Source organism: Staphylococcus sp. FW104-15G4D, assembly GCF_058790135.1.
The window spans coordinates 376,789-402,429 of sequence record NZ_JBYTCH010000001.1; the positions used below are offsets into that span (position 1 = coordinate 376,789).

The 25,641-nt window shown below is 31.8% G+C and carries 24 protein-coding genes and 1 riboswitch; of the genes, 17 read left to right on the forward strand and 7 right to left on the reverse strand.

The annotated features are described in order from the left end of the window. Positions 1 to 6: 6 nt before the first annotated feature. Complete coding sequence (opp4C, locus tag AC3WQX_RS01860) at positions 7 to 897, forward strand: oligopeptide ABC transporter permease (protein WP_023350586.1); 891 nt, start codon at positions 7 to 9, stop codon at positions 895 to 897. Positions 898 to 953: 56 nt separating this feature from the next. On the opposite strand, the gene trpS is transcribed toward opp4C, so the two are convergent. Continuing rightward, entirely contained in the window at positions 954 to 1,943 is a 990-nt protein-coding gene (gene trpS, locus AC3WQX_RS01865; protein WP_002433373.1) for a tryptophan--tRNA ligase, read from the reverse strand. Between the two features lie 290 nt (positions 1,944 to 2,233). Between trpS and spxA the strand changes: the two genes are divergently transcribed. The 4 genes from spxA to pepF all read left to right on the forward strand — a co-directional run bounded on the left by spxA (position 2,234) and on the right by pepF (position 6,551). Then, positions 2,234 to 2,629, forward strand: a complete 396-nt coding sequence (gene spxA / locus AC3WQX_RS01870) for a transcriptional regulator SpxA (protein ID WP_001829294.1) — start codon at positions 2,234 to 2,236, stop codon at positions 2,627 to 2,629. A gap of 253 nt (positions 2,630 to 2,882) precedes the next feature. Further along, a complete protein-coding gene (gene mecA / locus AC3WQX_RS01875; RefSeq protein ID WP_002433124.1) occupies positions 2,883 to 3,605 on the forward strand; it encodes an adaptor protein MecA in 723 nt (240 codons plus the stop codon). Positions 3,606 to 3,708: 103 nt separating this feature from the next. After that, a complete protein-coding gene (locus AC3WQX_RS01880) occupies positions 3,709 to 4,698 on the forward strand; it encodes a competence protein CoiA (RefSeq protein WP_023350585.1) in 990 nt (329 codons plus the stop codon). Between the two features lie 44 nt (positions 4,699 to 4,742). Beyond that, positions 4,743 to 6,551 (forward strand): oligoendopeptidase F, encoded by a 1,809-nt coding sequence (gene pepF / locus AC3WQX_RS01885; RefSeq protein WP_492739741.1) that lies wholly within the window; start codon positions 4,743 to 4,745, stop codon positions 6,549 to 6,551. Positions 6,552 to 6,888: 337 nt separating this feature from the next. Here pepF and yjbH read toward each other — a convergent pair whose 3' ends face one another. The 3 genes from yjbH to AC3WQX_RS01900 all read right to left on the reverse strand — a co-directional run bounded on the left by yjbH (position 6,889) and on the right by AC3WQX_RS01900 (position 8,740). Continuing rightward, a complete protein-coding gene (gene yjbH, locus AC3WQX_RS01890) occupies positions 6,889 to 7,680 on the reverse strand; it encodes a protease adaptor protein YjbH (RefSeq protein WP_002433191.1) in 792 nt (263 codons plus the stop codon). A 16-nt stretch (positions 7,681 to 7,696) separates the two neighbouring features. After that, positions 7,697 to 8,068 (reverse strand): truncated hemoglobin YjbI, encoded by a 372-nt coding sequence (locus tag AC3WQX_RS01895; protein ID WP_030065104.1) that lies wholly within the window; start codon positions 8,066 to 8,068, stop codon positions 7,697 to 7,699. Positions 8,069 to 8,152: 84 nt separating this feature from the next. Then, entirely contained in the window at positions 8,153 to 8,740 is a 588-nt protein-coding gene (locus AC3WQX_RS01900) for a CYTH domain-containing protein (protein WP_023350582.1), read from the reverse strand. Between the two features lie 290 nt (positions 8,741 to 9,030). On the opposite strand from AC3WQX_RS01900, the gene AC3WQX_RS01905 reads away from it, so the two are divergent. The 7 genes from AC3WQX_RS01905 to fabI all read left to right on the forward strand — a co-directional run bounded on the left by AC3WQX_RS01905 (position 9,031) and on the right by fabI (position 16,095). Beyond that, on the forward strand, positions 9,031 to 9,378 hold the full coding sequence (locus AC3WQX_RS01905; protein ID WP_002433336.1) for a UPF0738 family protein: 348 nt from the start codon (positions 9,031 to 9,033) through the stop codon (positions 9,376 to 9,378). A gap of 16 nt (positions 9,379 to 9,394) precedes the next feature. After that, positions 9,395 to 10,030, forward strand: coding sequence for a GTP diphosphokinase (gene yjbM / locus AC3WQX_RS01910; RefSeq protein WP_002433078.1), 636 nt, complete (start codon positions 9,395 to 9,397; stop codon positions 10,028 to 10,030). Between the two features lie 13 nt (positions 10,031 to 10,043). Beyond that, positions 10,044 to 10,853: an NAD kinase gene (locus AC3WQX_RS01915; protein ID WP_030065108.1), complete on the forward strand. Its 810-nt coding sequence runs from the start codon at positions 10,044 to 10,046 to the stop codon at positions 10,851 to 10,853. Further along, the gene (locus tag AC3WQX_RS01920) at positions 10,850 to 11,704 is read left to right on the forward strand and encodes an RluA family pseudouridine synthase (protein WP_023350580.1); all 855 of its coding nucleotides are present in this window, start codon (positions 10,850 to 10,852) and stop codon (positions 11,702 to 11,704) included. Before AC3WQX_RS01915 ends, AC3WQX_RS01920 begins: the two co-directional genes overlap by 4 nt. Positions 11,705 to 11,729: 25 nt before the next feature. Then, positions 11,730 to 13,115, forward strand: coding sequence for a magnesium transporter (gene mgtE, locus AC3WQX_RS01925; RefSeq protein WP_023350579.1), 1,386 nt, complete (start codon positions 11,730 to 11,732; stop codon positions 13,113 to 13,115). An 8-nt stretch (positions 13,116 to 13,123) separates the two neighbouring features. Continuing rightward, positions 13,124 to 14,968 carry a monovalent cation:proton antiporter family protein gene (locus AC3WQX_RS01930; protein WP_049307386.1) on the forward strand — a complete coding sequence of 615 codons (1,845 nt, stop codon included), beginning with the start codon at positions 13,124 to 13,126 and terminating at the stop codon, positions 14,966 to 14,968. Between the two features lie 356 nt (positions 14,969 to 15,324). After that, a complete protein-coding gene (fabI, locus tag AC3WQX_RS01935; RefSeq protein ID WP_002433356.1) occupies positions 15,325 to 16,095 on the forward strand; it encodes an enoyl-ACP reductase FabI in 771 nt (256 codons plus the stop codon). 182 nt (positions 16,096 to 16,277) lie between these two features. Here fabI and cozEa read toward each other — a convergent pair whose 3' ends face one another. After that, the gene (cozEa, locus tag AC3WQX_RS01940; protein WP_002433349.1) at positions 16,278 to 17,369 is read right to left on the reverse strand and encodes a lipoteichoic acid biosynthesis protein CozEa; all 1,092 of its coding nucleotides are present in this window, start codon (positions 17,367 to 17,369) and stop codon (positions 16,278 to 16,280) included. A 263-nt stretch (positions 17,370 to 17,632) separates the two neighbouring features. Between cozEa and AC3WQX_RS01945 the strand changes: the two genes are divergently transcribed. Both AC3WQX_RS01945 and AC3WQX_RS01950 read left to right on the forward strand, forming a co-directional pair. Further along, a complete protein-coding gene (locus AC3WQX_RS01945) occupies positions 17,633 to 18,379 on the forward strand; it encodes an esterase family protein (RefSeq protein WP_023350577.1) in 747 nt (248 codons plus the stop codon). A gap of 158 nt (positions 18,380 to 18,537) precedes the next feature. Then, positions 18,538 to 19,047 carry a YjcG family protein gene (locus AC3WQX_RS01950; RefSeq protein ID WP_023350576.1) on the forward strand — a complete coding sequence of 170 codons (510 nt, stop codon included), beginning with the start codon at positions 18,538 to 18,540 and terminating at the stop codon, positions 19,045 to 19,047. 152 nt (positions 19,048 to 19,199) lie between these two features. On the opposite strand, the gene ltaA is transcribed toward AC3WQX_RS01950, so the two are convergent. After that, positions 19,200 to 20,390, reverse strand: a complete 1,191-nt coding sequence (ltaA, locus tag AC3WQX_RS01955) for a lipoteichoic acid biosynthesis MFS flippase LtaA (protein WP_023350575.1) — start codon at positions 20,388 to 20,390, stop codon at positions 19,200 to 19,202. After that, positions 20,368 to 21,543, reverse strand: coding sequence for a diglucosyl diacylglycerol synthase (locus tag AC3WQX_RS01960; RefSeq protein ID WP_002433223.1), 1,176 nt, complete (start codon positions 21,541 to 21,543; stop codon positions 20,368 to 20,370). The genes ltaA and AC3WQX_RS01960 overlap by 23 nt, the downstream gene beginning before the upstream one ends. A 538-nt stretch (positions 21,544 to 22,081) precedes the next feature. Between AC3WQX_RS01960 and AC3WQX_RS01965 the strand changes: the two genes are divergently transcribed. From AC3WQX_RS01965 to AC3WQX_RS01975, 3 genes are read left to right on the forward strand one after another with little or no spacing between them, the layout of a single operon-like run. Next, positions 22,082 to 23,566: a UDP-N-acetylmuramoyl-L-alanyl-D-glutamate--L-lysine ligase gene (locus tag AC3WQX_RS01965; protein WP_023350574.1), complete on the forward strand. Its 1,485-nt coding sequence runs from the start codon at positions 22,082 to 22,084 to the stop codon at positions 23,564 to 23,566. Further along, positions 23,556 to 23,795, forward strand: a complete 240-nt coding sequence (locus tag AC3WQX_RS01970; RefSeq protein ID WP_023350573.1) for a YueH family protein — start codon at positions 23,556 to 23,558, stop codon at positions 23,793 to 23,795. The genes AC3WQX_RS01965 and AC3WQX_RS01970 overlap by 11 nt, the downstream gene beginning before the upstream one ends. 14 nt (positions 23,796 to 23,809) lie before the next feature. Next, positions 23,810 to 25,372, forward strand: coding sequence for a peptide chain release factor 3 (locus AC3WQX_RS01975; RefSeq protein WP_002433266.1), 1,563 nt, complete (start codon positions 23,810 to 23,812; stop codon positions 25,370 to 25,372). Between the two features lie 127 nt (positions 25,373 to 25,499). Next, positions 25,500 to 25,620: riboswitch (yybP-ykoY riboswitch) on the forward strand. The last annotated feature ends 21 nt before the right edge of the window (positions 25,621 to 25,641 follow it).

The window sequence follows — 25,641 nt, forward strand, 5'->3', positions numbered from 1 at the left end:
GAGAGGATGATTATCTTGAAGAAAAAACCAAATTCACCTTTTAAAATTTCTATGAAGAAATTTTATCATAACAAACTTGCGATGATTTCTTTATCATTTTTAATAATTGTTGCAATCATATCTATTATTGCTCCTTTAATAGCTCCTTTACCAATTAATAAACAAGATTTATTAAATATAAAAGGTGATATGTCTATTGAAAATTTGCTTGGTACTGATGCTGGTGGCAGAGATAACTTCAGTAGATTGTTATATGCGGGTAGGATTTCTCTTACTATAGGGTTTACGTCTACGGTAGGAATGCTTTTAATTGGAATATCAATTGGCGTTATTTCTGGGTATTTTGGTGGAGTATTAGATACTGTTCTAATGAGAATTACAGAGTTTGTTATGTTATTTCCATTTCTAATTTTTGCAATAGTACTCAATGCAGCATTAGGAGATAAAATAAAAAATCCCTATGGTTCAGCAATTATTTTAGTATTTGTAATCATAATACTGAGTTGGGGTGGTATTGCTAGACTTGTTAGGGGAAAAGTTTTGCAAGAAAAAGAGAATGAATACTTTTTAGCTGCACAATCAATTGGAACACCTACCTATAAAATTATACTAAAGCATTTATTACCTAATATTTTAAGTGTCGTAATTGTACAAGCAACATTAACTTTTGCAGGTATGATAGTTGTAGAATCAGGGCTTAGCTTTCTAGGATTTGGTATAAGTAAGTCTATTCCTTCTTGGGGAAATATGTTGAGTGATGCACAAGAGGGAGATGTATTAAGTGGTAAACCATGGATATGGATGCCTCCTGCTTTAATGATAACTTTGACTATTTTGAGTATCAATTTTGTCGGAGAGGGACTCAAAGATGCATTTAATCCTAAAGGAAGAAAATAAAAGTTTATAAAAAAAGTTACTGGAACTTTCCTTTCCAGTAACTTTTTTATTTTATATTATCTTTTACGTCCTAATCCCATAGCTTTTTCCATTTTTTTCAATGTTTTAAATGAAGCTTTATGAGCTTTGTCTCGCCCTTTATCCAAGATGTCATCTAAATCATCAGAATTGTAAAAGTTCTCATATTTCTCTTGGAAATTAATCAAGAAGTCTTTAACGATCTCTGCTAAGTCACCTTTAAATTTGCCATAACCTTCACCTTCGTATCTAACTTCAATATCTTTAATAGGTTCATCAGTTAGACCTGAATATATAGATAAAAGATTTGAAACACCTGGTTTATTTTCACGATCGAATTTAATAATGCCATCAGAATCCGTTACGGCACTTTTAATTTTTTTTGCTGCCACATTTGGCTCATCGAGTAGTGAAATAAAGTTTTTCTGATTATCATCACTTTTACTCATTTTCTTAGTTGGGTCTTGTAAACTCATCACACGTCCTCCAACTTTAGGCATGCGAATTTCTGGTTTTACTAAGACATCATTATAACGACTATTAAAACGATCTACTAAATTACGGGTAAGTTCCATATGTTGCTTTTGATCATCGCCAACTGGAACAATGTTAGTGTTATAAATTACTATATCTGCAGCCATAAGAGGTGGATATGTTAATAATCCTGCTGGCACACCATCAACCCGTTTTTGTGCTTTATCTTTAAATTGTGTCATACGTTCAAGTTCACCAATAGAAGCAATTGTTGTAAGCATCCAACCAGCTTGTACGTGTGCAGGGACTTCAGATTGAATAAATAAAGTAGATTTATCTGAGTCAATTCCTGTAGCTAAATATATTGCTGCTAATTGACGAATTTGTTTACGTAATTTCAAACGATCTTGTGGTACCGTTATGGCATGTTGGTCAACAATACAGAAAAAACAATCATAGTCATCTTGTACATCTACAAATTGTTTTAACGCACCTATGTAGTTGCCGATAGTAGGAATACCACTCGGTTGAATTCCTGAAAATAAAGTTTCCATATTAGATGCCTACTTTCTAATTAATATTGTTTAGATAACATTATAACAGTATTTCGTTAAAATGTAAGTTGTGTTAAAATATTAATATAACTGGGTATATACTAAAAGCGAATTAAAAATTTGATGAATTTCAAGATTTCTCAGAAAAATTAGGATTTTCTCATTTAATTTTAATCTTAGATAGTTATACTATTAAGTGTAAGATTAAGAAAGCTTAAAAATTCAATTTCTTAAATCGATAATAATATTAAAATAATGAATTTAATTCATTCTATAGGAGAGTGAGATGTATGGTAACATTATTTACTTCACCAAGTTGCACATCTTGCCGTAAAGCGAAAGCATGGTTACAAGAACATGACATTCCATATACGGAGCGTAACATTTTTTCTGAACATTTAACAATTGATGAAATTAAACAAATTTTAAAAATGACTGAAGACGGAACAGATGAAATTATTTCAACTCGTTCTAAAACATATCAAAAATTGAATGTAGATATTGATTCTTTACCTTTACAAGATTTATATTCTATTATTCAAGATAACCCAGGATTATTACGTCGTCCTATTATCTTAGACGACAAACGCTTGCAAGTTGGATATAACGAAGATGAAATTAGACGTTTCTTACCAAGAAAAGTTCGTACGTTCCAATTACAAGAAGCACAACGTTTAGTTGATTAATAACTAACATAACTATGTGATATTATCACTTTACTTAAAGATTAAGAACAACACTATTCATTGTTAATAGTGTTGTTTTTTGCATGTTATATTACCTTCTAAAGTAGTAGTTTTTTGTTAAATAAATAGGGAATATGTTAATATAGATTACCGATTAAAATTAGTTAAATTTAATCAAACAAATAGATTGTAATTTACGTTCCGTTCTAATACAATATGGTTACTATTCATCGACTGTAAGGAGTGAGATGATATGAGAATAGAACGCGTTGATGACACAACAGTTAAATTGTTTATAACATATAGCGACATTGAAGCACGAGGATTTAATCGTGAAGACTTATGGACTAACCGTAAACGCGGTGAAGAATTCTTCTGGTCAATGATGGATGAAATTAACGAAGAAGAAGATTTCGTGGTAGAAGGTCCATTATGGATTCAAGTACATGCTTTTGAAAAAGGCGTGGAAGTGACCATCTCTAAATCTAAAAATGAAGACGCAATGAACATGTCAGATGAAGATACAAATGATCAATTTGATGATCAAGTGAATGAATTATTAGCACAAACCTTAGATGGTGAAGATAATTTAGAAGAATTATTTGAGCAACGTCAACAACAGAAAAAAGCTGAACAACAGGCAAATAATCAACGAACTCATAAACGTGCTAACGTAAGAACTGTAATTGTTAAATTTGATGATTTAGAACATGTTATTAATTATGCATATCATAATAACCAAAATACTACTGAATATGAAGATTTATTATATATGATTGATAATCACTACTATTATTCAGTTCATTTTGATGACTCTGTAAGCCAAGAAACTATTAATGATAGCTATAGTCAATTATTAGAGTTTGCTTATCCAACAGATAAAACGGAAGTATACTTAAATGACTATGCCAAAATTATCATGAGTCATAATGTTACTTCTCAAGTTCGTAGATATTTTACAGACTCAGAAGAATAACACGATTTATCTCACAAGGTACCAAATTAAGGTGCCTTGTTTTTTTTATAAATTTTTAAAGTAAAAATTTTGTTCTCCTCGTTGTTATATATGAGGTGATGAAATGTTAATAGCAATGAATAGAATGAATGAGCGAGTTTTAGCGAAAAATGCGAAGAGAAATCAAATATATCGGTGTCCTTATTGTCTAGGGGAAGTTATATTACGACATGGAGTTAAAGTTATACCTCATTTTGCACATAAAGTTAAAAGTACTAGACTTTGTTATAAAGCTGAAACGTATAATCATTACCAATTAAAAATGCTATTAGCACAAAAATTTGAAGCAATAAATTATGATGTTGATATTGAACCCTTTTTTAAATGTATCAAGCAATATCCTGATTTAGTGATTAACCAAAGACACGCCATCGAAATTCAGTGTTCCACAATTAGTACGACTGAAATAATTGAAAGAACCCTTGGTTTAAAAAGTATAGGCTTAAAGGTTTATTGGATAATCAATGATGTGAAAAAAAGAGGGGATTTTATTGAACTTACACAATTTCAAACTACTTTTATTAATCCTATTCATCGTACCCTAATAACCTGGGACTTCACAAAATCAAGACTCATAGTTTACACGCACCTTCAAAATATCGCTGGAAAAAAATTTATTTGCAAAAAACATACCATAAAAATTAAACAACTTTTCAATACATATCAATCAGAACAAGCACAAATCTATAAATTATCTAAAAGAACAATCAATAATTATATTCTACAGTGTAGAAGGAAAAATTCGGTTCTTGAACCAACTCTAAGTGCAATATATCAGCTACAAATGAATGATAATGAAGTATGTATAAATACAGGTTTTATATTTCCAAATCAAATATATATTGAAACACACCCAGTTGAATGGCAACTCAATTATCTATTATTAAGACGTAAATATGACAGACATCAAAGTTGTGACTTATTAATGTCTATCATTAAATTCAGATATTTCGCATACCATAAGTATCATAAGTTGACTATATTAAAAGATTTGTTAAATGACTTCGAGAAAATGTATTATAACAGATGTTTAAGCGTGCAAAACCAATCCTAAAATGAGAAAATTATATTATTGATATAATCAAGGAGGTTTACTTTATGAGTCAACAATTAACAAGAGAAGAGCAGGAACGTAAATATCCTGAGTATACATGGGACTTAACGACGATTTTCGAAAACGACGAGGCTTTTGAGGAGGCGTTCAAGGAAGTAGAGAATGAGTTAGGTAAGGAAGAACAATTCAAAGGACATTTAGGTGATAGTGCTGAAACTTTATATAATGCCTTAGCACTTGAAGATGAATTAGGAACTAAACTTGAAAAAGTCTATGTCTATGCTCATTTGAAGCAAGACCAAGATACTGCTAATGATAAATATACTGGTCTAGAAGCGCGTGCACATCAATTATTAATTAAATACAGTTCTGCATGGAGCTTTTTAGTGCCTGAAATTTTACAGTTAGATCAATCTACTATTGAACAATTTGTTTCCTCATTTGATAAATTAAAACAATATGAGTTCGACTTAAAATTAATTAACGAGAAACGTCCACACATTTTAGATGCAGACACAGAGAAACTATTAACAGAAGCACAAGATGCTTTATCTACACCTTCAAATGTTTATGGAATGTTTAGTAACGCAGACTTAGAATTTGAGGACGCCATTGATAAAGATGGGGAAGCACATCCGTTAACGCAAGGTACTTTTATAAAATATTTAGAGTCTGATGATCGTAAATTAAGAGAATCAGCATTTAGAAATGTATATAAAGCTTACGGTTCACATAACAATACACTAGGTGCAACGCTAGCAGGAGAAGTGAAGAAAAATGTATTTAATGCTCGAACTCATCATTATAATTCAGCTCGTGAGCGTGCTTTAAGTAACAATCATATCCCAGAGGCTGTATATGATAATTTAGTCAAAACAGTGCATAAGTATCTTCCATTACTTCACAGATACACTAAATTAAGAAAAGAGTTATTAGGTATTGAAGATTTAAAAATGTATGATCTCTACACACCTCTAGTTAAAGATGTGAAATTTGATATGCCATACGAAGAAGCTAAATCGTGGATGTTAAAAGCACTAGAACCAATGGGCGAAGAATATTTAAACGTTGTTAAAGAAGGTTTAGACAATCGATGGGTTGACGTCTATGAAAATAAAGGTAAACGCTCTGGAGGTTATTCTTCAGGAGCGCATCTTACAAATCCTTTCATTTTATTAAATTGGTCAGATACTGTTTCTGATTTATACACTTTAGTACATGAGTTTGGTCATTCAGCTCATAGTTATTTCAGTCGTCAAAATCAACCTTCAAACTTAAGTGATTATACGATATTCGTTGCAGAAGTCGCATCTACATGTAACGAAGCGCTTTTAAGTGACTATATGGATAAACATTTAGACGACCAGCGTCGATTGTTATTGTTAAATCAAGAATTAGAACGCTTTAGAGCTACTTTATTCCGTCAAACTATGTTCGCTGAATTTGAACATAAAATTCACCAAATCGAAGAGGCGGGCGAACCATTAACACCTAACCGAATGAATGAAGAGTATGCGAAGCTTAATAAGCAATACTTCGGAGATGCTGTTGAAACAGATGAAGATATTAGTAAAGAATGGTCACGTATACCACACTTCTATATGAATTATTATGTATATCAATACGCTACAGGTTATAGTGCAGCACAAAGTTTAAGTCATCAAATTTTATCAGAAGGTAAACCAGCTGTAGAAAGATATATTAATGAATTCTTGAAAAAAGGTAGCTCAAACTATCCAATAGAAATTCTAAAAAATGCAGGCGTAGATATGACTACACCTAAACCTATTGAAGAAGCGTGTGAAGTATTTGAACAAAAATTAAATGCATTTGAAAAACTTATGAAAGCTTAGTACGAGTGTATTCGCTTTCAATTTGAACAGATTGTGACAATTTATGTATATAATTAAACAAAGGTTGAAAAGGGGTATGCACCGTGTTATATTATGAACATGAAATTAATCACATAACAAACATACCCCTTTGTTTGAAGTGAAAAATTTCTCCCATCCCCTTTGTTTAGCGTCGTGTAATCAGACACGGCGTTTTTTTATATTTAATTTTAAAATACTATTTTCTGTTGTGTAAATTATACAGTTCCTATACATAAAAGAGTATAAGATGATTTTCAATATAAATACTAAAAGACGGCTAGTTTTATTTTACTAGCCGTCTTTTTGCATTAAATTATTAAGGCATTTTTGATTTCCAAAAATCGCCTTCTGGATATTGTAATTTCTCAACTTTTTGTTGTAAGGAAAGTTTTTTTAATTCTTTATTAAGTAACTTTTCTGGCCACTCGTAAATGGTTAAAAGTTCTTCCATCGTTACTAATTGTTTCTTTTGAATGTACACTTCTAATTTAGGTGGAAGATTCTTCTCAATAGGTTTTCCCATTAATTCGTTTATGATGTAAGTATAGATATGATATGGGTATAGACCTTCAACTTTTAAACCTTCTTCTTGGACGTCTTCACTAAAGAAAACAAGAGAGGGCGCTTGCTCAATGTCCATTTCTCTAGCAATATGGAGATCTACCTTTAGGCTATCAGTAAGCTTGCTCTTCTGTAAATCTTCCTTAAATACTTGATAATCAATACCTGCATTATTAATACAATCGCAAATCATATCTTCGGTAATGATATCGCGTTTAGGTATGATTTCATTTTGCATTAAATGAATAAATCTTTCAGCCCTCAAACGTCCTTGTAATTCAGCTGCTTTATATGCCAGAGCAATGTTATCGAAATCCGATGTACTTTGAGCCTGACACTTAGTTAAAACTTTCAAGGAAGGGTTTAAAATGTGTCTTACTCGGATATATTGATTATATTCAATTCTTAATTTTGATAATATAGCTGATAGCTTAAAACATTCTTTGCTAAAAGGATCAAAAAAAGAATAAATTTCTATTTTACTTACAGGTGATAGATTAGCATCTTCACGACTCTTGTTATCCAATATTCTTAATTCTTCAGCCATGTATTTTCACCTACAATTATTTTTCGGAATTTACCATGTGGTTTGCAGTTAAGCGTAATCTTTCAAATAAATACTCACCAACACCTGCAGGGAAATTTGCATATTGAATCGCAGTATACATATTTTCTAACCATGCATCTCGCTCATATTCAGTAATTGTAAATTCCATATGTCTTCTTTTTAACATGGGGTGTCCATGTTCTTGAGTATATAAGTCAGGGCCGCCAAGAAATTGAGTTAAAAACTGTTTCTGCTTTCGGCTTGTTTCATTAAAGTCCCCTGGAAATAAATAATTAATACGATTGTCTCTTTCGACTAGATAATAGAAATAGTCAATCATTTGATACAGAGCGTCTTGACCTACTAACTCATAAGGTGTTTTAGACATAATATCACCGTGTTCCATTAATATATATCTAATATAACATGAATTTTTACATTTGAAAGTAATTTGCCTTTTCTGAACATATTGCTATTTATCACTTGCTTTTTTCTTTTCTTCAAAGAATCTTTGTACTTTGTTTAAAGGTTTTTTATGTTTTATATCGAATTCCTGAAGTAATTGTTTAAACTTTTCATAACCTTCATCGTACGAACCAACTTCATATTCTAGTTCGTAGTCAACTTTATTTAGGTATTCACTTTTATCTAATACAAGTAATTCGTTTTGATATTGAGTTTCTATTCTATATGTTGTTAAATCCCCTAAAATAACTAATTCTTCGTCTAAAACATTAAATTGTTCTTCAATAATATTTCTTATATCATCTGGTAGTTTGGAGTTTGATATTGAATCATTCATCTTTGGTTTAATATCAGTTGCGTGGTTATACTCCATTAATCCAACTTCAGCAGGTACCTTCAAAGTCATTTCATATGTATTATCTTTAACTCTGATACGTAATGCTGAACGATGATCTTTAAGTTTAAAATCTATAGTATCAATATAATAATTAGTTTGGCTAAATGGTTTTTCATTTTTAAAATAAGTGTTAAAAATTTTATCGTACAAATCTTTGGTTAAGATTTGTTTGAACTCAATTTCATTATTTGTTGCCATTGTAAACACCTCAATCATTTACTTTTGTTCATATTTAAAGCATTTACAATTATGACGAATTTCTTCTATAAATTAAAGTAATTTAATAGCACATTTAAGTTTGTGAAAAATTTTGTGAGGTCGTTTTAACTCTGAAAATTAACTTATAACGTATGTAGACTTCGGAATATATAAATTACTTGAAAGAAAATGAAAATCTGTAATTTAATCTAAGATTTCAATGCAAGTTGTGGCGTGTTTTGTAAGCGTATATTATGTTAAACTAGTATGGAATAAGGAGGAAGACAGGCATGCGTATTTATATAAATGAAATTAAAGTTAAAGATGATGGCATTTATTGCTTCTCAGAGGACCCAACAGATGGTCTAGAGGAAGTTGGACAAATGCTTGTTGATAGTGATAATTATGGATTCGCATATCTATTAGATGACGGTGAATCGTATTCTTATCTAATCTTTGTGCAAGAGACATGGTCACTGTTACATGAAAATAGAGATAAGAAGATTATCATCAATAACGATTTAGAATTGAAACATTTCCAAGAAGAACTAGATTACATATTAGAAAATATTGAAGGAAATAATAACTATGGTAAGGAGTTTGTTTCAGCTGTTGAAAAAACTTTCGAACTAGAGTGAAGCGGAGTGAAACAAAATGAACCAGTGGGATCAATTTTTAACACCTTATAAACAAGCGGTAGATGAATTAAAGGTAAAACTTAAAGGTTTGCGTAAGCAATATGAAGTAGGTGAACACACGTCACCTATCGAGTTTGTTACAGGAAGAGTTAAACCTATATCAAGTGTTATCGATAAGGCAAATAAAAGAGGTATTCCGTTCGACCGCTTACATGAAGAAATGTATGACATTGCTGGATTAAGAATGATGTGCCAGTTCGTGGATGATATTGATATTGTTGTTAATATATTAAGGCAACGAAGAGACTTCAAAGTCGTAGAAGAACGAGATTATATCCGTAATACTAAAGAAAGTGGCTATCGTTCCTATCATGTAATTATTAAATATCCTATTGAAACATTAAACGGACAAAAACATATTCTAGCTGAGATTCAAATAAGAACATTAGCTATGAATTTCTGGGCTACAATAGAACATACTCTTCGTTATAAATACGATGGAGACTATCCTGATGAAATACAACATCGTTTGGAAAGAGCAGCTGAAGCAGCATATTTATTAGATGAAGAAATGTCTGAAATAAAAGATGAAATTCAAGAGGCACAGAAGTATTATACTCAGAAACGTGCGAAGAAACATGAAAATGACTAATGAGGTGTAGATGATGCGTTATACAATCCTAACTAAAGGTGATTCGAAATCGAATGCATTAAAGCATAAAATGATTAATCATATGAAGGATTTTCAAATGGTAGAGGATAGTGAAAATCCTGAAATTGTCATATCTGTTGGTGGTGATGGAACGTTACTACAGGCATTTCATCAATATAGTCATATGTTATCAAAAGTCGCCTTTGTAGGGATTCACACCGGTCATTTAGGTTTTTATGCAGACTGGTTACCTCATGAAGTTGAGAAGTTGATTATTGAAATAAATAATACTGAATTTCAAGTGATAGAATATCCATTATTAGAACTAATTGTGAGGTATAACGACAATGGATATGAAACACGATATCTTGCTTTAAATGAAGCTACAATGAAAACAGAAAATGGTTCAACATTAGTTGTGGACGTTAATATACGTGGTAAACATTTTGAGCGATTTAGGGGAGATGGATTATGTATATCAACACCGTCCGGTTCAACTGCTTACAATAAAGCCTTAGGTGGAGCGCTTATACATCCATCATTAGAAGCAATGCAAATTGCTGAAATAGCTTCTATTAATAATAGGGTGTTTAGAACAGTAGGATCTCCTTTAGTTCTACCTAAACATCATACTTGTTTAATTACGCCTGTTAATCATGACACGATTAGGACAACTATTGATCACGTAAGTATTAAACATAAAAATGTAAATGCCATTCAATTTAGAGTAGCAAATGAAAAAGTAAGGTTTGCTAGATTTCGACCATTTCCTTTTTGGAAAAGAGTTCATGATTCATTCATATCAAGTGATGATGAAAGATGATTTTCAAATATGTTATCGAGAAATCAGAAACTGTTAAATCTTTCTTACAAAGAAATGATTACTCTAAAAAGACGATTAGCGCCATTAAACATAATGGCGCTTTATCTGTAAATGGACGTTCTGTAACAGTTAGAAAAGAGATGGCTATCGGAGATCACTTTGAAGTTCATATGCCAATTGAAACACCGAGTTCAAATTTGTTACCTTATCCAAAACCTTTAGATATCGTATACGAAGATGAATTTATACTTATAGTTAATAAACCTCAATTACAAAATTGTGCACCTTCAAGGGAACATCCTCATGAGAGTTTAGTAGAGCAAGTATTAGCTTATTTGATGAATAAAGATGAGCAGACAAATCCGCACATTGTCACTAGATTAGATCGTAATACATCAGGGCTCGTCTTATTTGCCAAGTTTGGACACATTCATCATTTATTTTCAAAGGTGAAATTTGAAAAAGAATATATATGTTTAGCTTATGGTCGTACTCAATCTGAAGGTGTTATAGAAGCACCAATTGCTAGAGACAACGAAAGTATTATTACAAGAAAAGTCTCTGACAAAGGAAAATATGCTAAGACTAGTTATTACACTATCGCTCAAAATAATAACTTGAGTTTATGTAAAGTGAAACTTCATACAGGGCGAACCCATCAAATCAGAGTTCATTTCCAATTTATGGGTCACCCTATAGTAGGGGATGATTTATATGGTGGCATACATCCTCTAGTAAAGGGGCAAAGTTTACAATGTTGTTCACTTAAGTTCGTTCATCCCATAAAACATAATAAAATCACAATAAATGTTGATTACAAACAATTAATTCAATTATTTAACGTGCTATAATAAATATGCTTTGGAGGTGTGAATATTGTCTAACGACACAGAGATTAAAGATAAAGTGCGCGAAGACGTATATGATGAAGAATTATTAAATAGATTATTAGATGGAAATGACATCGACCAATTTAGAGATGAATTTTTAGCAATGCATAATTACGATCAAAGTGAATACTTTGAAGACACGGATGATAATAATAGACAAAAAATATTTGAATTCTTATCACCTAAAGAAGTTGCTAATTTCTTTGATCAATTAGATATTGATGACGAAGATTACGAAGAACTTTTCGATAAAATTAATGCCAATTATGCAAGTCATGTATTAGAGGAAATGTCTTATGATAACTCAGTTGATATTTTAAATAAATTATCAAAATCTAAAGTCGCTAGCTTACTAACATTAATGGATAAAGATGAAGCTAATGAAATAAAAGCTTTATTACATTACGAAGAAGATACAGCTGGCGGTATCATGACAACGGAATATATCTCATTAAAATCCACAACACCAGTGAAAGAAGCATTAATGCATGTAAAAGAACAAGCACCTGATGCTGAAACGATTTATGTTATTTTCGCTGTTAATGAAGCGGGACAACTGGTAGGAGTTTTCTCTTTAAGAGATTTGATAACTGCTGAAAATGATTCTTATATCGAAGATGTGATGAGCGAACGTGTCATTAGTGTGAATGTGGCTGATGACCAAGAAGATGTTGCTCAGGTCATAAGAGATTATGATTTTATTGCAGTGCCAGTTGTTGATTATCAGAACCACCTATTAGGTATCATTACTATTGATGATATTTTAGACGTAATGGATGAAGAGGCAAGTGAAGACTACTCTCGTTTAGCCGGTGTATCTGATATTGACTCTACAAGTGATTCAGTTATCAAAACAGCCAGTAAACGACTTCCTTGGCTAATTGTCTTAACTTTCTTAGGAATGATTACTGCTACTATTTTAGGAAGTTTTGAAGATACATTATCTCAAGTCGCTTTATTAGCTGCGTTTATTCCAATTATTAGTGGTATGTCTGGTAATTCAGGTACTCAATCCTTAGCTGTTTCAGTACGTAATATTTCTACTGGTGAAATTAATGAACAAAGTAAATTTAAAATAGCTTTAAGAGAAGCTGGAAGTGGATTTTTATCTGGTTTAGTTTGTTCAGTGGTACTATTCTTAATTATTGTAGTTATATATAGACAACCTTTATTAGCACTAATAGTTGGAGGCAGCCTTACATGTGCAATGACTGTCGGAACATTAGTTGGCTCTATGATTCCATTAATCATGAATAAATTTAAAATAGACCCAGCTGTTGCAAGTGGTCCTTTCATTACTACTATAAATGATATTGTAAGTATGTTAATTTACTTCGGTTTAGCAACATCATTTATGTCATATTTAACTTAGGAGGTCGCATGGAGTTTTTATCATTAGTTATCGTAGTTGTTGCTGCATTTTTAACTCCTATTATCGTTAACCGACTTAACATTAATTTTCTGCCTGTGGTAGTGGCAGAAATCTTAATGGGTATTGTCATAGGTCATTCTTTCCTTAATATTGTGGAAAGAGATTCTGTACTAAACATATTATCTACTTTAGGCTTTATATTTTTAATGTTTTTAAGTGGATTGGAAATTGATTTTAAAGCATTTAAAAAAGATTCACGTTCTAGACAAGGAAAGAATAAACAAGAAAAGAATTTACCAAGTCATTTAAATTTAGCTTTAACTGTATTTGGTTTTATCATGTTGATTTCTATCATCTTGGCTTACGCTTTTAAATGGTTAGGTTTAGTAGATGATGTATTATTAATGGTCATCATTATATCAACTATTTCTTTAGGCGTTGTCGTACCAACACTTAAAGAAATGAATATCATGCGTACAACAATAGGTCAATTTATACTTTTAGTTGCAGTTTTAGCTGATCTTGTAACGATGCTTTTATTAACTGTTTATGGCGCTATTAATGGCCATGGAGGCAGTACGATATGGTTAACTGGCATACTCATAGTATTTACAATTATTTTCTACATACTCGGTGGCGTATTTAAACGCATGTCATTTTTACAAAAGTTAATGGATGGCACAACTCAAATTGGGATTCGTGCAGTTTTTGCATTAATAATTTTATTAGTAGCACTTGCTGAAGGTGTAGGTGCAGAGTATATTTTAGGTGCATTCCTAGCCGGTGTTGTTGTCTCATTATTAAATCCCGATGAAGAAATGGTGGAAAAATTAGATTCATTTGGATATGGATTCTTTATTCCAATATTCTTTATTATGGTGGGTGTAGATCTCAATATACCATCTTTAATTAAAGAACCATCTCTGCTCTTAATTATTCCAGTGCTCATCATAGCTTTTGTAGTGTCAAAGCTTATCCCAGTTTTATTTATAAAACGTTGGTTTGATACTAAAACGACGATTGCTTCAGCATTTTTATTAACTTCAACTTTATCTTTAGTCATAGCGGCTGCGAAAATCGCAGAACAACTTAAAACGATTTCAGCTGAGACCTCAGGTATATTAATTTTAAGTGCGGTCATTACTTGTGTATTTGTGCCTATCGTTTTTAAAAAGTTGTTCCCAATACCCAATGAGGTTAATCGTCGAATTGAAGTGAGTTTAATTGGTAAGAATCAGTTAACTATTCCGATTGCTCAAAATTTAACATCACAGTTGTATAATATTTCGTTATATTACCGTAAGGATTTAAGTGATAGCAGAAAATTATCTGACGAAATTACAATGGTAGAAATTGCCGATTATGAAGAGAATTTATTAGCTCGTTTAGGTTTATTCGAAAAAGACATCGTAGTATGCGCAACTAATGATGATGAAATTAATAGGAATGTAGCATTAATGGCAAAGAAATACGGTGTCGACCGTGTGATTTGTAGATTAGAAAGCTCTAATGAAGACGCGAAAATTAAAGCGCAAGGTATTGAGGTGTTTAGTAATTATCTAAGTAATAAAATTTTACTAAAAGGTTTGATAGAAACTCCAAATATGCTAAACCTTTTAAGCAATGTAGAAACATCTCTTTACGAAATTCAAATGTTAAATCATCATTATGAAAATATACAACTGCGTAATTTCCCGTTTGGAGGCGACATCATATTCGTACGAATAGTACGTAATAATGAATCATTAGTACCTCATGGTGATACACAACTACGTTATAAAGATCGTCTTATTGTGACTGGTTCGAAAGAATATGTCGATGAACTTAAACAAGAATTAGAATTCTATTATTAAAACTACAGCTTTAAATATCTTTAAGGTGGAAGTTAGAAAACAAACATTAGTATTAACGCCTATAATTGGATTTTAAACCAATCCAATTGTAGGCTTAATTATTATTAATCCAGTTTCGATAATTTATTGCGTTATTAGGAGTGTAGAACTTGAGTTACAAACTTCTCGATTTTCAATATTTTTATGATTGTTTTATCAAAGAATAAACAGCATTGTCTAAACATTAATCAAGGTCTAAAATACTTTATTATCAGGTACTAAAAGTGTTAAACTAATTATGGTAGATGGGTTATTTAAGAAACAATTTTATAACCGTTGAAAAAAGAATTGATTTTTTATTAAGGAGTTATACTGTAATGTTAAATTTAGAGAACAAAACATATGTCATCATGGGTATTGCAAACAAACGTAGTATCGGATTTGGTGTAGCTAAGGTATTAGACAAATTAGGTGCAAAGTTAGTATTTACATATCGTAAAGATCGCAGCCGTAAAGAATTAGAAAAATTATTAGAACAATTAAATCAATCTGAACATTATTTATATCAAATTGACGTACAAAGTGATGAAGATGTTATTAACGGTTTCGCTAAAATAGGCGAAGAAGTAGGAAATATTGACGGCGTTTATCATTCAATTGCGTTTGCTAATATGGAAGACTTAAGAGGACGCTTCAATGAAACTTCACGTGACGGCTTCTTACTTGCACAAGATATTAGTTCTTATTCTTTAACAATCGTTGCGCATGAAGCTAAAAAGCTTATGCCAGAAGGTGGAAGTATCGTTGCAACAACTTATCTTGGTGGTGAGTTTGCTGTTCAAAACTACAACGTCATGGGTGTTGCTAAAGCAAGCTTAGAAGCAAATGTTAAATATTTAGCGCTTGATTTAGGTGAAGATAATATTCGTGTGAATGCTATTTCTGCAGGACCAATTCGTACTCTAAGCGCGAAGGGTGTAGGTGGCTTCAATACAATCCTTAAAGAGATTGAAGAACGTGCACCATTAAAACGAAACGTTGATCAGGAAGAAGTAGGTAAAACAGCAGCTTACTTATTAAGTGATTTATCAAGCGGTGTAACTGGTGAAAATATCCATGTTGACAGTGGATTCCACGCAATTAAATAACAATGCATAATATTTGAAGCGGTTGAGTAATTGACTCAATCGCTTTTTAATATTGCTTATTAACGATACATTAAGTATGCCGTTGTTAGATTGAAGTGTTAGTGATATTGCATTAGTGGGTTTAGACGTTTTCAATAAAAAAACATCACTTACTCGAAAAAAGTAAGCGATGTTGAAACTGTTTATTTAATATCTTTAACGTCACTGTTAGCTTTATCAATAATTCTTTGACGATATTTAAAGATGTTGCTAACTAATGTTTTAATTACTGCATATAATGGAACAGCTATTAGAATTAATGTAAATCCACCTAAATCTCCTGCAGCTAAGATAACAACAATAATTGTAAGTGGGTGAATACTTAATGATTTACCCATAACATTAGGAGTAATTACGTTTCCTTCAAGTTGTTGTGCTATTAATGTAACAACACAAACCCATATAAATGTTGTTGGGCCTTCAATGATGCCAAGAATAGCCGCGGGTGTAAATGAGAGCCATGGACCTAGGAAAGGAATTAAATTTGCCACACCTGCAAATAATACAAGTAATGGAGTGTATGGTAATCCTATGATTGTATAACCAATGTAAAGAATAATACCTAGAATCACACTGACTGTTACTTGACCTTGAATATATGATTTTAAAGTGAAGTTTAAATCTTTTAATAAATCTACGATGAATACTTTTCGTTCACCTTTAAAAAATTTCCCTATAGCTGGAATAAATTTCTCATGATCTTTCAACATATAAATTAAGAAGAAAGGTACCATGATTAATAAGAAAACTGTTGAAATGAATGATGTAATGTAAGTGACTGAGTTAGATAAAACTGATGTTGCGCCATCACCTACAGATCTAACAGCCTTATTAATACGATGAGTCACATCATCAGGTAATTTGTCCATTTGTTTTAAAGAGAAATTAATAATATGTTCAGCTTCTTTTTGTAACGCTGGTGTCTGTTTAATTAAATTATTAATATTCGAAATAATAATCGGTGCGATAAATGATACCACAATTGCTATAATTGCAATTAACCCGATAAATATCGTTAAAATACTAGCCCAACGTGGAAATCCCCATCTTTCCAAAATATTTTGAAAAGGTAAACATATGTAAAATAGAAAACCACTGATTAGGAATGGAAGGAATACAGAGCCGATAATCGTCGCAATAGGTGTAAATACTTCATGTACTTCCATAAATAGTTTGATGAGTATGAACAGCATGATAATAAATATGCCGGTTCTAAACCAAACTTTATTTAACATAAACCTCTTTCCTCCTATAGTAATACTTTTATTTATTCTTAATAAGTATATCTTAAAACCATATCTTAAAAAAGGGAAAATACTTTATAAATCATAGTTAAAGACGCTATGAAACAGCTTTCGCTTAATTTTTTTAAAGGTTCTCCATATTTTGAAAATTAGTAATAAGATACTGAGGATTCTGCTTAAAACCATTTTAGAGAATTTAAATGTGTTGCAAGTCTTGATACAATGATAATACTACTATGAGGGGGCATACGCATATGACAGAGTTTAACGCTGGAAAAATAAATAAAAAAGTAATACACAGTGACATTCTAGATAGAGATGTGACACTCTCCATTTATTTACCTGAAGAATATACTGAGTTGTTTAAGTATCAAGTTATTATATGCTTTGATGGATTAGATTTCTTAAGATTCGGTAGAATTCAACGTACATACGAACAGTTGAGAAAGGATAATTCTATTCAAAGAGCAATTATTGTCGGGTTTCATTATGAAGATGTTGATAAACGACGAGAAGAGTTTCATCCATCAGGCAGTCGTTCACATTTGACAGTTCAAGCAATTGGTAAAGAAATATTACCTTTTATTGATTCTACTTTTCCAACTTATAAAGTAGGTAATGCTCGATTGTTAATTGGAGATAGTTTGGCTGGTAGTATCGCTTTAATGACTGCTCTAACATATCCAACTATATTTAGTCAGGCAGCAATGCTAAGCCCAATGTATGACGATAATGTTAAACAAAAAGTAGTTAATTGTGATAATAGAAATCAACTTACACTGTGGCACGCAATTGGCTTAGAGGAGGAAGACTTCACATTACCTACAAATGGTAAACGTGCTAATTTTCTTACGCCTAACCGTGAATTAGCTGACCTTATTAAAGATTATGATGTTGATTATTACTATACTGAGTTCGAGGGTGGGCATAGTTGGAAATCATGGAAACCATTATTAGGAGATATTCTTGAATATTTCTTGAGTGATGTCATTCCAGATTAAGCGTTCTCCCTAATATTTATACTCTATTAGTGAAGTCTATAAATATAAATCTTACTAAATGTAGATATTTCAGAAATGTAATTGTTTTCACTTTAAAAGTAACGGTTTTCAAAAAATTTTGATATAATGGAAATATGTTAAACAAAGGAGGAATTTAAATGATTCTAGGATTAGCATTAGTTCCGTCTAAGTCATTCCAAGAAGAGGTGAATGCTTATCGTAAACGCTATGATACGCATTATGCACAAATCATGCCTCATATAACAATTAAATCTCAATTTGAAATTGATGATAATGAATTAGATTCTATTAAAGAAGAAGTGAAAAAACGTATTAGTGACATTCAACCAGTTGATGTTCATGCAACGAAAGCTTCAAGTTTTGCACCAACAACTAATGTTATTTACTTCAAAGTAGCTAAAACTGACTCTTTAGAAAAACTTTTTGATCAATTCAATACTGACGAGTTTTATGGTAAGGCTGAACATCCATTTGTTCCGCACTTTACAATTGCACAAGGCTTATCAAGTCAAGAATTTGAAGATATCTATGGTCAAGTAAAATTAGCAGGGGTAGACCATAAAGAGACAATTAACGAACTTTCTTTATTACAATATAGTGAAGAAGACGATAAATGGACAGTAGTAGAAACATTTGAGTTAGGATAATTAATATAAATGATTGGATGAATTGTACAAGGGTGTCGATTCATCCTTTTTTTGTAGCGGATTTTTATGTTTTATCTCAAATGAAAAAAAGAAGTACATTAAGCCAAAGAAAAGCCTATCAATGAAAATTCATCAATAGGCTTCGAAATACTTTATTTCCTTTTTTGTCTACTACTTATAAAGTAATAACCATAGAATACAGCTAAAGATAGGAAAATCATAGCTGAGAAGTAAAATGTATTATTTAAATTATTTGTAAATTGAGTGATTAATCCACCAACTAATGGTCCAATCATAGATCCAAATCCTTGAACACTATTAAATACGCCCCAAGTTTCTTCTTGTTCTTCGGGATTAATATGACCAGCCATAAAAGTATTCCACGCAGGTAAAAGTATTCCATACATTAATCCAATAAAGAGACCTATTACCCAAACTAAGTAGATATTAGTTAACAATGATAAAGCAAATATTAATAACGTATATAATATGAAACCACCAAAGATAATGGTATACATAAATCCACGACTATTATTATCAATAATCTTTGATAAGAACAACATTGAAAATGCACAACCAATACCACCTATAATGATTGCAATAGTGTATTCAACCGTAGAAACTTTGATTACTTTTGTAGCGTATTTAGGAAGTATAGGCACTAATGCTGAAATTGCTGCACCTTGTAGTAATATCCCAGGAAATAATACGAGATGTCGTTTTGTAACATCAACGATTTGTTTAAGCTGTTCTGAGACAGGTTTCGTATTATAATTCGTTAATTGTATATTAACAAAATAATATAATACCCATGCGATAAGAACTACGAGAGACATCATGAAAGCAAAGTGAGTAGGGTGTACTTTGATTAACAAGTTCATTACGACCATGCCGACTAATAAACCTAGTAACCATGAGAAGTATACATACCCCATTTGCTTACCACGATTATTCTCTTCAACACTTGATAACATGATGACCCATATCGGACTAACGGCTATTCCTAGCATAATAGAACTAAATATGATTACGAATGGTGATGCTGGGAACCAGATGACTAGAAACAAACTTACAAATGCGAGTAAAAAGCCTGCAGTTAAAACAATCTTTGCACCAAATTTCTTAAGTAAAAATCCGATAACAAAATTTGTTGCTGCATCAGCTATAAAATGTATAGAAAATGCAAATGAAGTAATTGCGATTGCAATCGACGTCACTGTTGGCAAGAAGTTAATATAGCTAAGTATGTACATGCCTCGTGCAAATTCCATTAAGAATAAAATAACTAACATAATAACAAAATTTTTGTTATTGGAGTAATTATTTAACGAAGAATCTTGCATATAAAGGAACCTTTCCGTAGATTTCTTCTGGTTGAGATGAGTGACCAATTAAATCTAATAAATCTCTACATAGCTTCTGAGTAGAATAACTTACTTTTGATAATCGCATTTGATTTGTCATAGCTTCTAGTCTGTCTTCATGGTTTGTTAAATGAGATACGATATCGATGGCTTCATTTGGTGTGTCAGCAATTTTACCGAACCCTTTATCTTCGAAATAATGAGCATTTTCAAGTTCTTGACCAGGTGCTGGATTTAAGAAAATCATTGGGATACAACGTGTGAGTCCTTCAGAAATTGTAATCCCACCTGGTTTAGTAATCATTAATTGACTTGAAGCCATCCATTCATTCATATAGTTGGTATAACCCAAAATTAAAACGTTTGGATTATGTTTGAATTTTGCTTTTAAAGAGCGTTTCAGTTCTTTACTACGTCCGCATATCATCACTATTTGAGAGTGAGGACTTTTTTCTAAGATTTCATTAATCATATAATCGAAACCTTTAGAAACTCCAAATGCACCTGCTGACATTAAGATAGTTGGTTTGTTTGGATCTAAATGATGCTTAGACAACCAAGCTTCTTTATCAATGGAGTCTTCAAACTTATCAGCAATAGGGATTCCAGTTACTTTTATATGAGAAGCTGGCACGCCTGCTTCAACGAAATCATCTTTAGTATCCTCTGTAGCAACGTAATATCTTTGAGAATCTGGGGTAATCCAATTTTTATGCATGCGATAATCTGTCATAACAGTTGCAATTGGAATATTAATATTAAATTGCTCAGTAAGTACTGACATGACAGGTGTAGGGAATGTTAAAAGTATTAAATCTGGTTTTTCTTTTATGAGTAAGTTGATTAATTTATTTAATCCGTAATATTTATAAAAACATTTATCAAGCTCGTTAGGGCGGCTATAATAAAAACGTTTATACATATTTCTAAAATATTTAAAGCTATTGATATACCATTTTTTACAAATAGAAGTCATAATTGGGTGAGCTTCCATAAATAAATCATGTTGTATTACTGATAAATGATCTAAATTCATTTCATTCAATTGGTTGACAATACTTTGTGTGACTTGCATATGACCGTTACCAAATGATCCAGTAATAATCAATATCTTTTTATTTTGAGTAACCATTTATAGCCACCCTCCATTAATTTTTAAAATTTATAATAAGTGTAACGTATTTTCATACATTATAAAAGGAATTAAGCGACATGAAGTTGTCGCTTCTTAGCATGATAAATACAGTGTGCAACACATTTCAAATTCATGAATTAACTATGTAAACTAAGTAATTTAAATTTTTATTTATGCATTATACCACACTCATCTTCAAAATAAATTTTTAATTACTCAATCTAAACTTCGTACTAACACAAAATAAACTTATTAAAAACTTTATATTTTCTTAATTTACTTTCATACTAGCATTAATTAAGGGAAATGTATTGGGATGATTGGGGCTATAGAAATATTTTTAAGATATTTTTACTTAAGCTTAATAAAAATTGACTTAATTTTACAATGAAGAATATTTTTAATTAAATTTTTACCTCCTATTAAATATAGAAGGACTTTATTTTAATAACGAACCTCAATAAATAAGAATAAATTTATCAACACTAGTAAAATGTGTATAATAGAATTATTGTAAAAAAAGGAGCGATACATTTTGAATGCGAGTGCGTTGTTCGAGAAAATAAGAGTGAAAAATGTAATTGGAACACTAGATAAAAATGTAGATGATATTACTACTGATTCACGTACAGCTAAAGAAGGAAGTATTTTCGTAGCATCTAAAGGATATACGGTAGATAGTCATAAATTTTGTCAAAATGTAATTGAACAAGGTTGTAGTATTGTAGTGGTAAACAGGGAACTTGAACTTGATGGGGAAGTGACTCAAGTTGTTGTTCCAGATACATTAAGAGTAGCTAGTTTACTAGCACATACGTTATTTGATTTTCCAAGTCATCAGTTGACTACATATGGTGTCACGGGGACTAACGGAAAAACATCAATTGCAACAATGATTCATCTCATTTATAGAAAATTAAATAAAAATAGTGCCTATTTAGGTACCAATGGATTCCAAATCAATGAAACAAAGACTAAAGGTGCCAACACAACGCCTGAAACAGTTTCATTAACTAAAAAGATTAAAGAAGCAGTTGATGCTGATGCCGAAGCTATGACAATGGAAGTATCGAGTCATGGTTTATCACTTGGTCGGTTAAGAGGTGTAGAATTTGATGTTGCGATTTTCTCAAATCTAACACAAGATCACTTAGATTTTCACGGCACTATGGAAGCATACGGCCACGCGAAATCATTATTATTTAGCCAACTTGGTGAAGATTTAGCTAAAGAAAAATACGTCGTACTTAATAATGACGATGATTTCTCTCATTATTTAGCAAGTGTGACACCTTATGAAGTGTTTACATATGGCATAGATAACGAAGCTCAATTTATGGCTAAGAATATTAATGAATCGTTACAGGGTGTGGAGTTTGATTTAAGTACACCATTTGGAGATTATCGAGTTAAATCACCATATGTAGGTCGATTCAATATCTCTAATATAATGGCTGCTATCATTGCAGTTTGGAGTAAAGGCGCTTCTATGGAAGAAATTATTAATGCGGTAACTTCTCTTGAACCCGTAGAAGGACGATTAGAGGTGCTCGATCCTTCATTACCAATTGATTTAATTATTGATTACGCTCATACAGCAGATGGTATGAATAAATTGATTGACGCTGTAAAACCTTTCGTTAAACAGAAATTGATTTTCTTAGTTGGTATGGCTGGAGAAAGAGACATGACTAAAACACCTGAGATGGGTAGCGTAGCATGTCGTGCAGATTATGTTATCTTTACTCCTGATAATCCTGCAAATGACGATCCTAAAATGCTTACAGCTGAGTTAGCTAAAGGTGCAACTCATGATAATTATGTCGAATTTGATGATCGCGCTGAAGGCATTAAACATGCAATAGATGTTGCTGAACCTGGAGATACAGTAGTATTGGCATCTAAAGGAAGAGAACCTTATCAAATTATGCCTGGCCATGTGAAAGTTCCTCATAGAGATGATTTAATTGGATTAGAAGCTGCTTATAAGAAATTCGGCGGTGGACCTGTTGAAGATTAAGCAACTTCAGTATAATGAACTAATAATAAATATTTATTTCTATCAAAATAGCGATAGAGGCGTTATGTTGATAGCGATTCCTGACTTATTTTGGTCTGTAGAACTGCCCCTCGACTTAACTATTAATGAGTTACATGAAGAATTGTTAATGCAATTTTTTAATTTTTATACTGAAAATGAAGCCGATGCACTCGCACGTGACATTTGTGATTGGATAGCAACAAACTAAAAGGAGAATGATGAATGAATTTAAAGGAAGAAGTAGAGTCAAGAAAAACATTTGCCATCATCTCGCATCCGGATGCTGGTAAAACTACCTTAACTGAAAAATTATTATACTTCAGTGGAGCGATTAGAGAAGCTGGTACTGTTAAAGGTAAGAAAACAGGGAAATTCGCTACAAGTGACTGGATGAAAGTAGAACAAGAACGTGGTATTTCTGTAACTAGTTCAGTGATGCAATTTGATTATGATGATTATAAAATTAACATTTTAGATACACCAGGACACGAAGACTTCTCTGAAGATACGTACCGTACTCTTATGGCAGTAGATAGTGCTGTCATGGTCATTGACTGCGCAAAAGGTATTGAACCTCAAACTTTAAAACTCTTCAAAGTATGTAAAATGAGAGGTATTCCTATATTTACGTTCATCAATAAACTTGACCGAGTTGGTAAAGAACCATTTGAATTGTTAGATGAAATTGAAGAAACATTAAATATTGAAACGTATCCAATGAACTGGCCTGTGGGTATGGGTCAAAATTTCTTCGGTATTATAGATAGAGCGACTAAAACTATTGAGCCATTTAGAGATGAAGAAAATTTATTACATCTCAATGATGATTACGAATTAGAAGAAGATCATGATATTAAAAATGATAGTGCCTTTGAACAAGCTATTGAAGAAATGATGCTTGTTGAAGAAGCGGGCGAAGAATTTGATAATGATGCGTTACTAAACGGTGAGCTCACACCAGTTTTCTTTGGTTCAGCTTTAGCTAACTTTGGTGTTCAAAACTTCTTAAACGCTTATGTTGACCACGCACCGATGCCTAACGCTCGTCAAACAAATGAAGATGTTGAAGTAAGTCCATTTGATACAGACTTCTCAGGATTTATTTTCAAAATACAAGCGAATATGGATCCTAAACACAGAGACCGAATTGCGTTTATGCGTGTTGTTAGTGGTGCCTTTGAACGTGGTATGGATGTAACATTACAGAGAACAAGTAAGAAACAAAAAATAACACGTTCTACTTCATTCATGGCGGATGATAAAGAAACTGTTAACCACGCTGTAGCTGGTGATATTATTGGTTTATACGATACAGGTAATTATCAAATAGGGGACACACTTGTCGGTGCTAAGCAAAAATATAGTTTCCAAGATTTACCTCAATTTACGCCTGAAATCTTTATGAAAGTTTCAGCTAAAAATGTAATGAAACAAAAGCATTTTCATAAAGGTATTGAACAACTTGTACAAGAAGGTGCAATCCAATATTATAAAACGCTACACACCAATCAAATTATTCTTGGTGCTGTAGGTCAATTACAATTTGAAGTGTTCGAGCACCGTATGAAGAATGAATACAATGTTGATGTAGTAATGGAACCAGTTGGAAGAAAAATCGCGCGTTGGATAGAAAATGAAGAAGATATTAAAGATAATATGAACACTTCACGTTCTATATTAGTGAAAGACCGCTATGACAACTTTGTCTTCTTATTTGAAAATGAATTTGCTACTCGTTGGTTTGAAGAGAAATTCCCTGATATTAAGTTATATAGTTTATTATAAGTTTTGAGTTTAACTTTATTGACAACGGGGTATTCTTTAAGAACGTATTAAACGAAGTAGATACGATTTAGATTGTGTTACTTGTACAATCTATGTATACTATTATTAACAAATGAATACCTATGACAACTTTGTCAGAGGGGAGTAACTAGAGGATAGTAGAACTTTAATTATTAGCAACTACTATTTAACACTTTATCGTCATTACGAAGGTAAGTCTTCCGGTAAAGTGGGCAATACAATTGCTTAGTGAGACCTTTGCTATTATT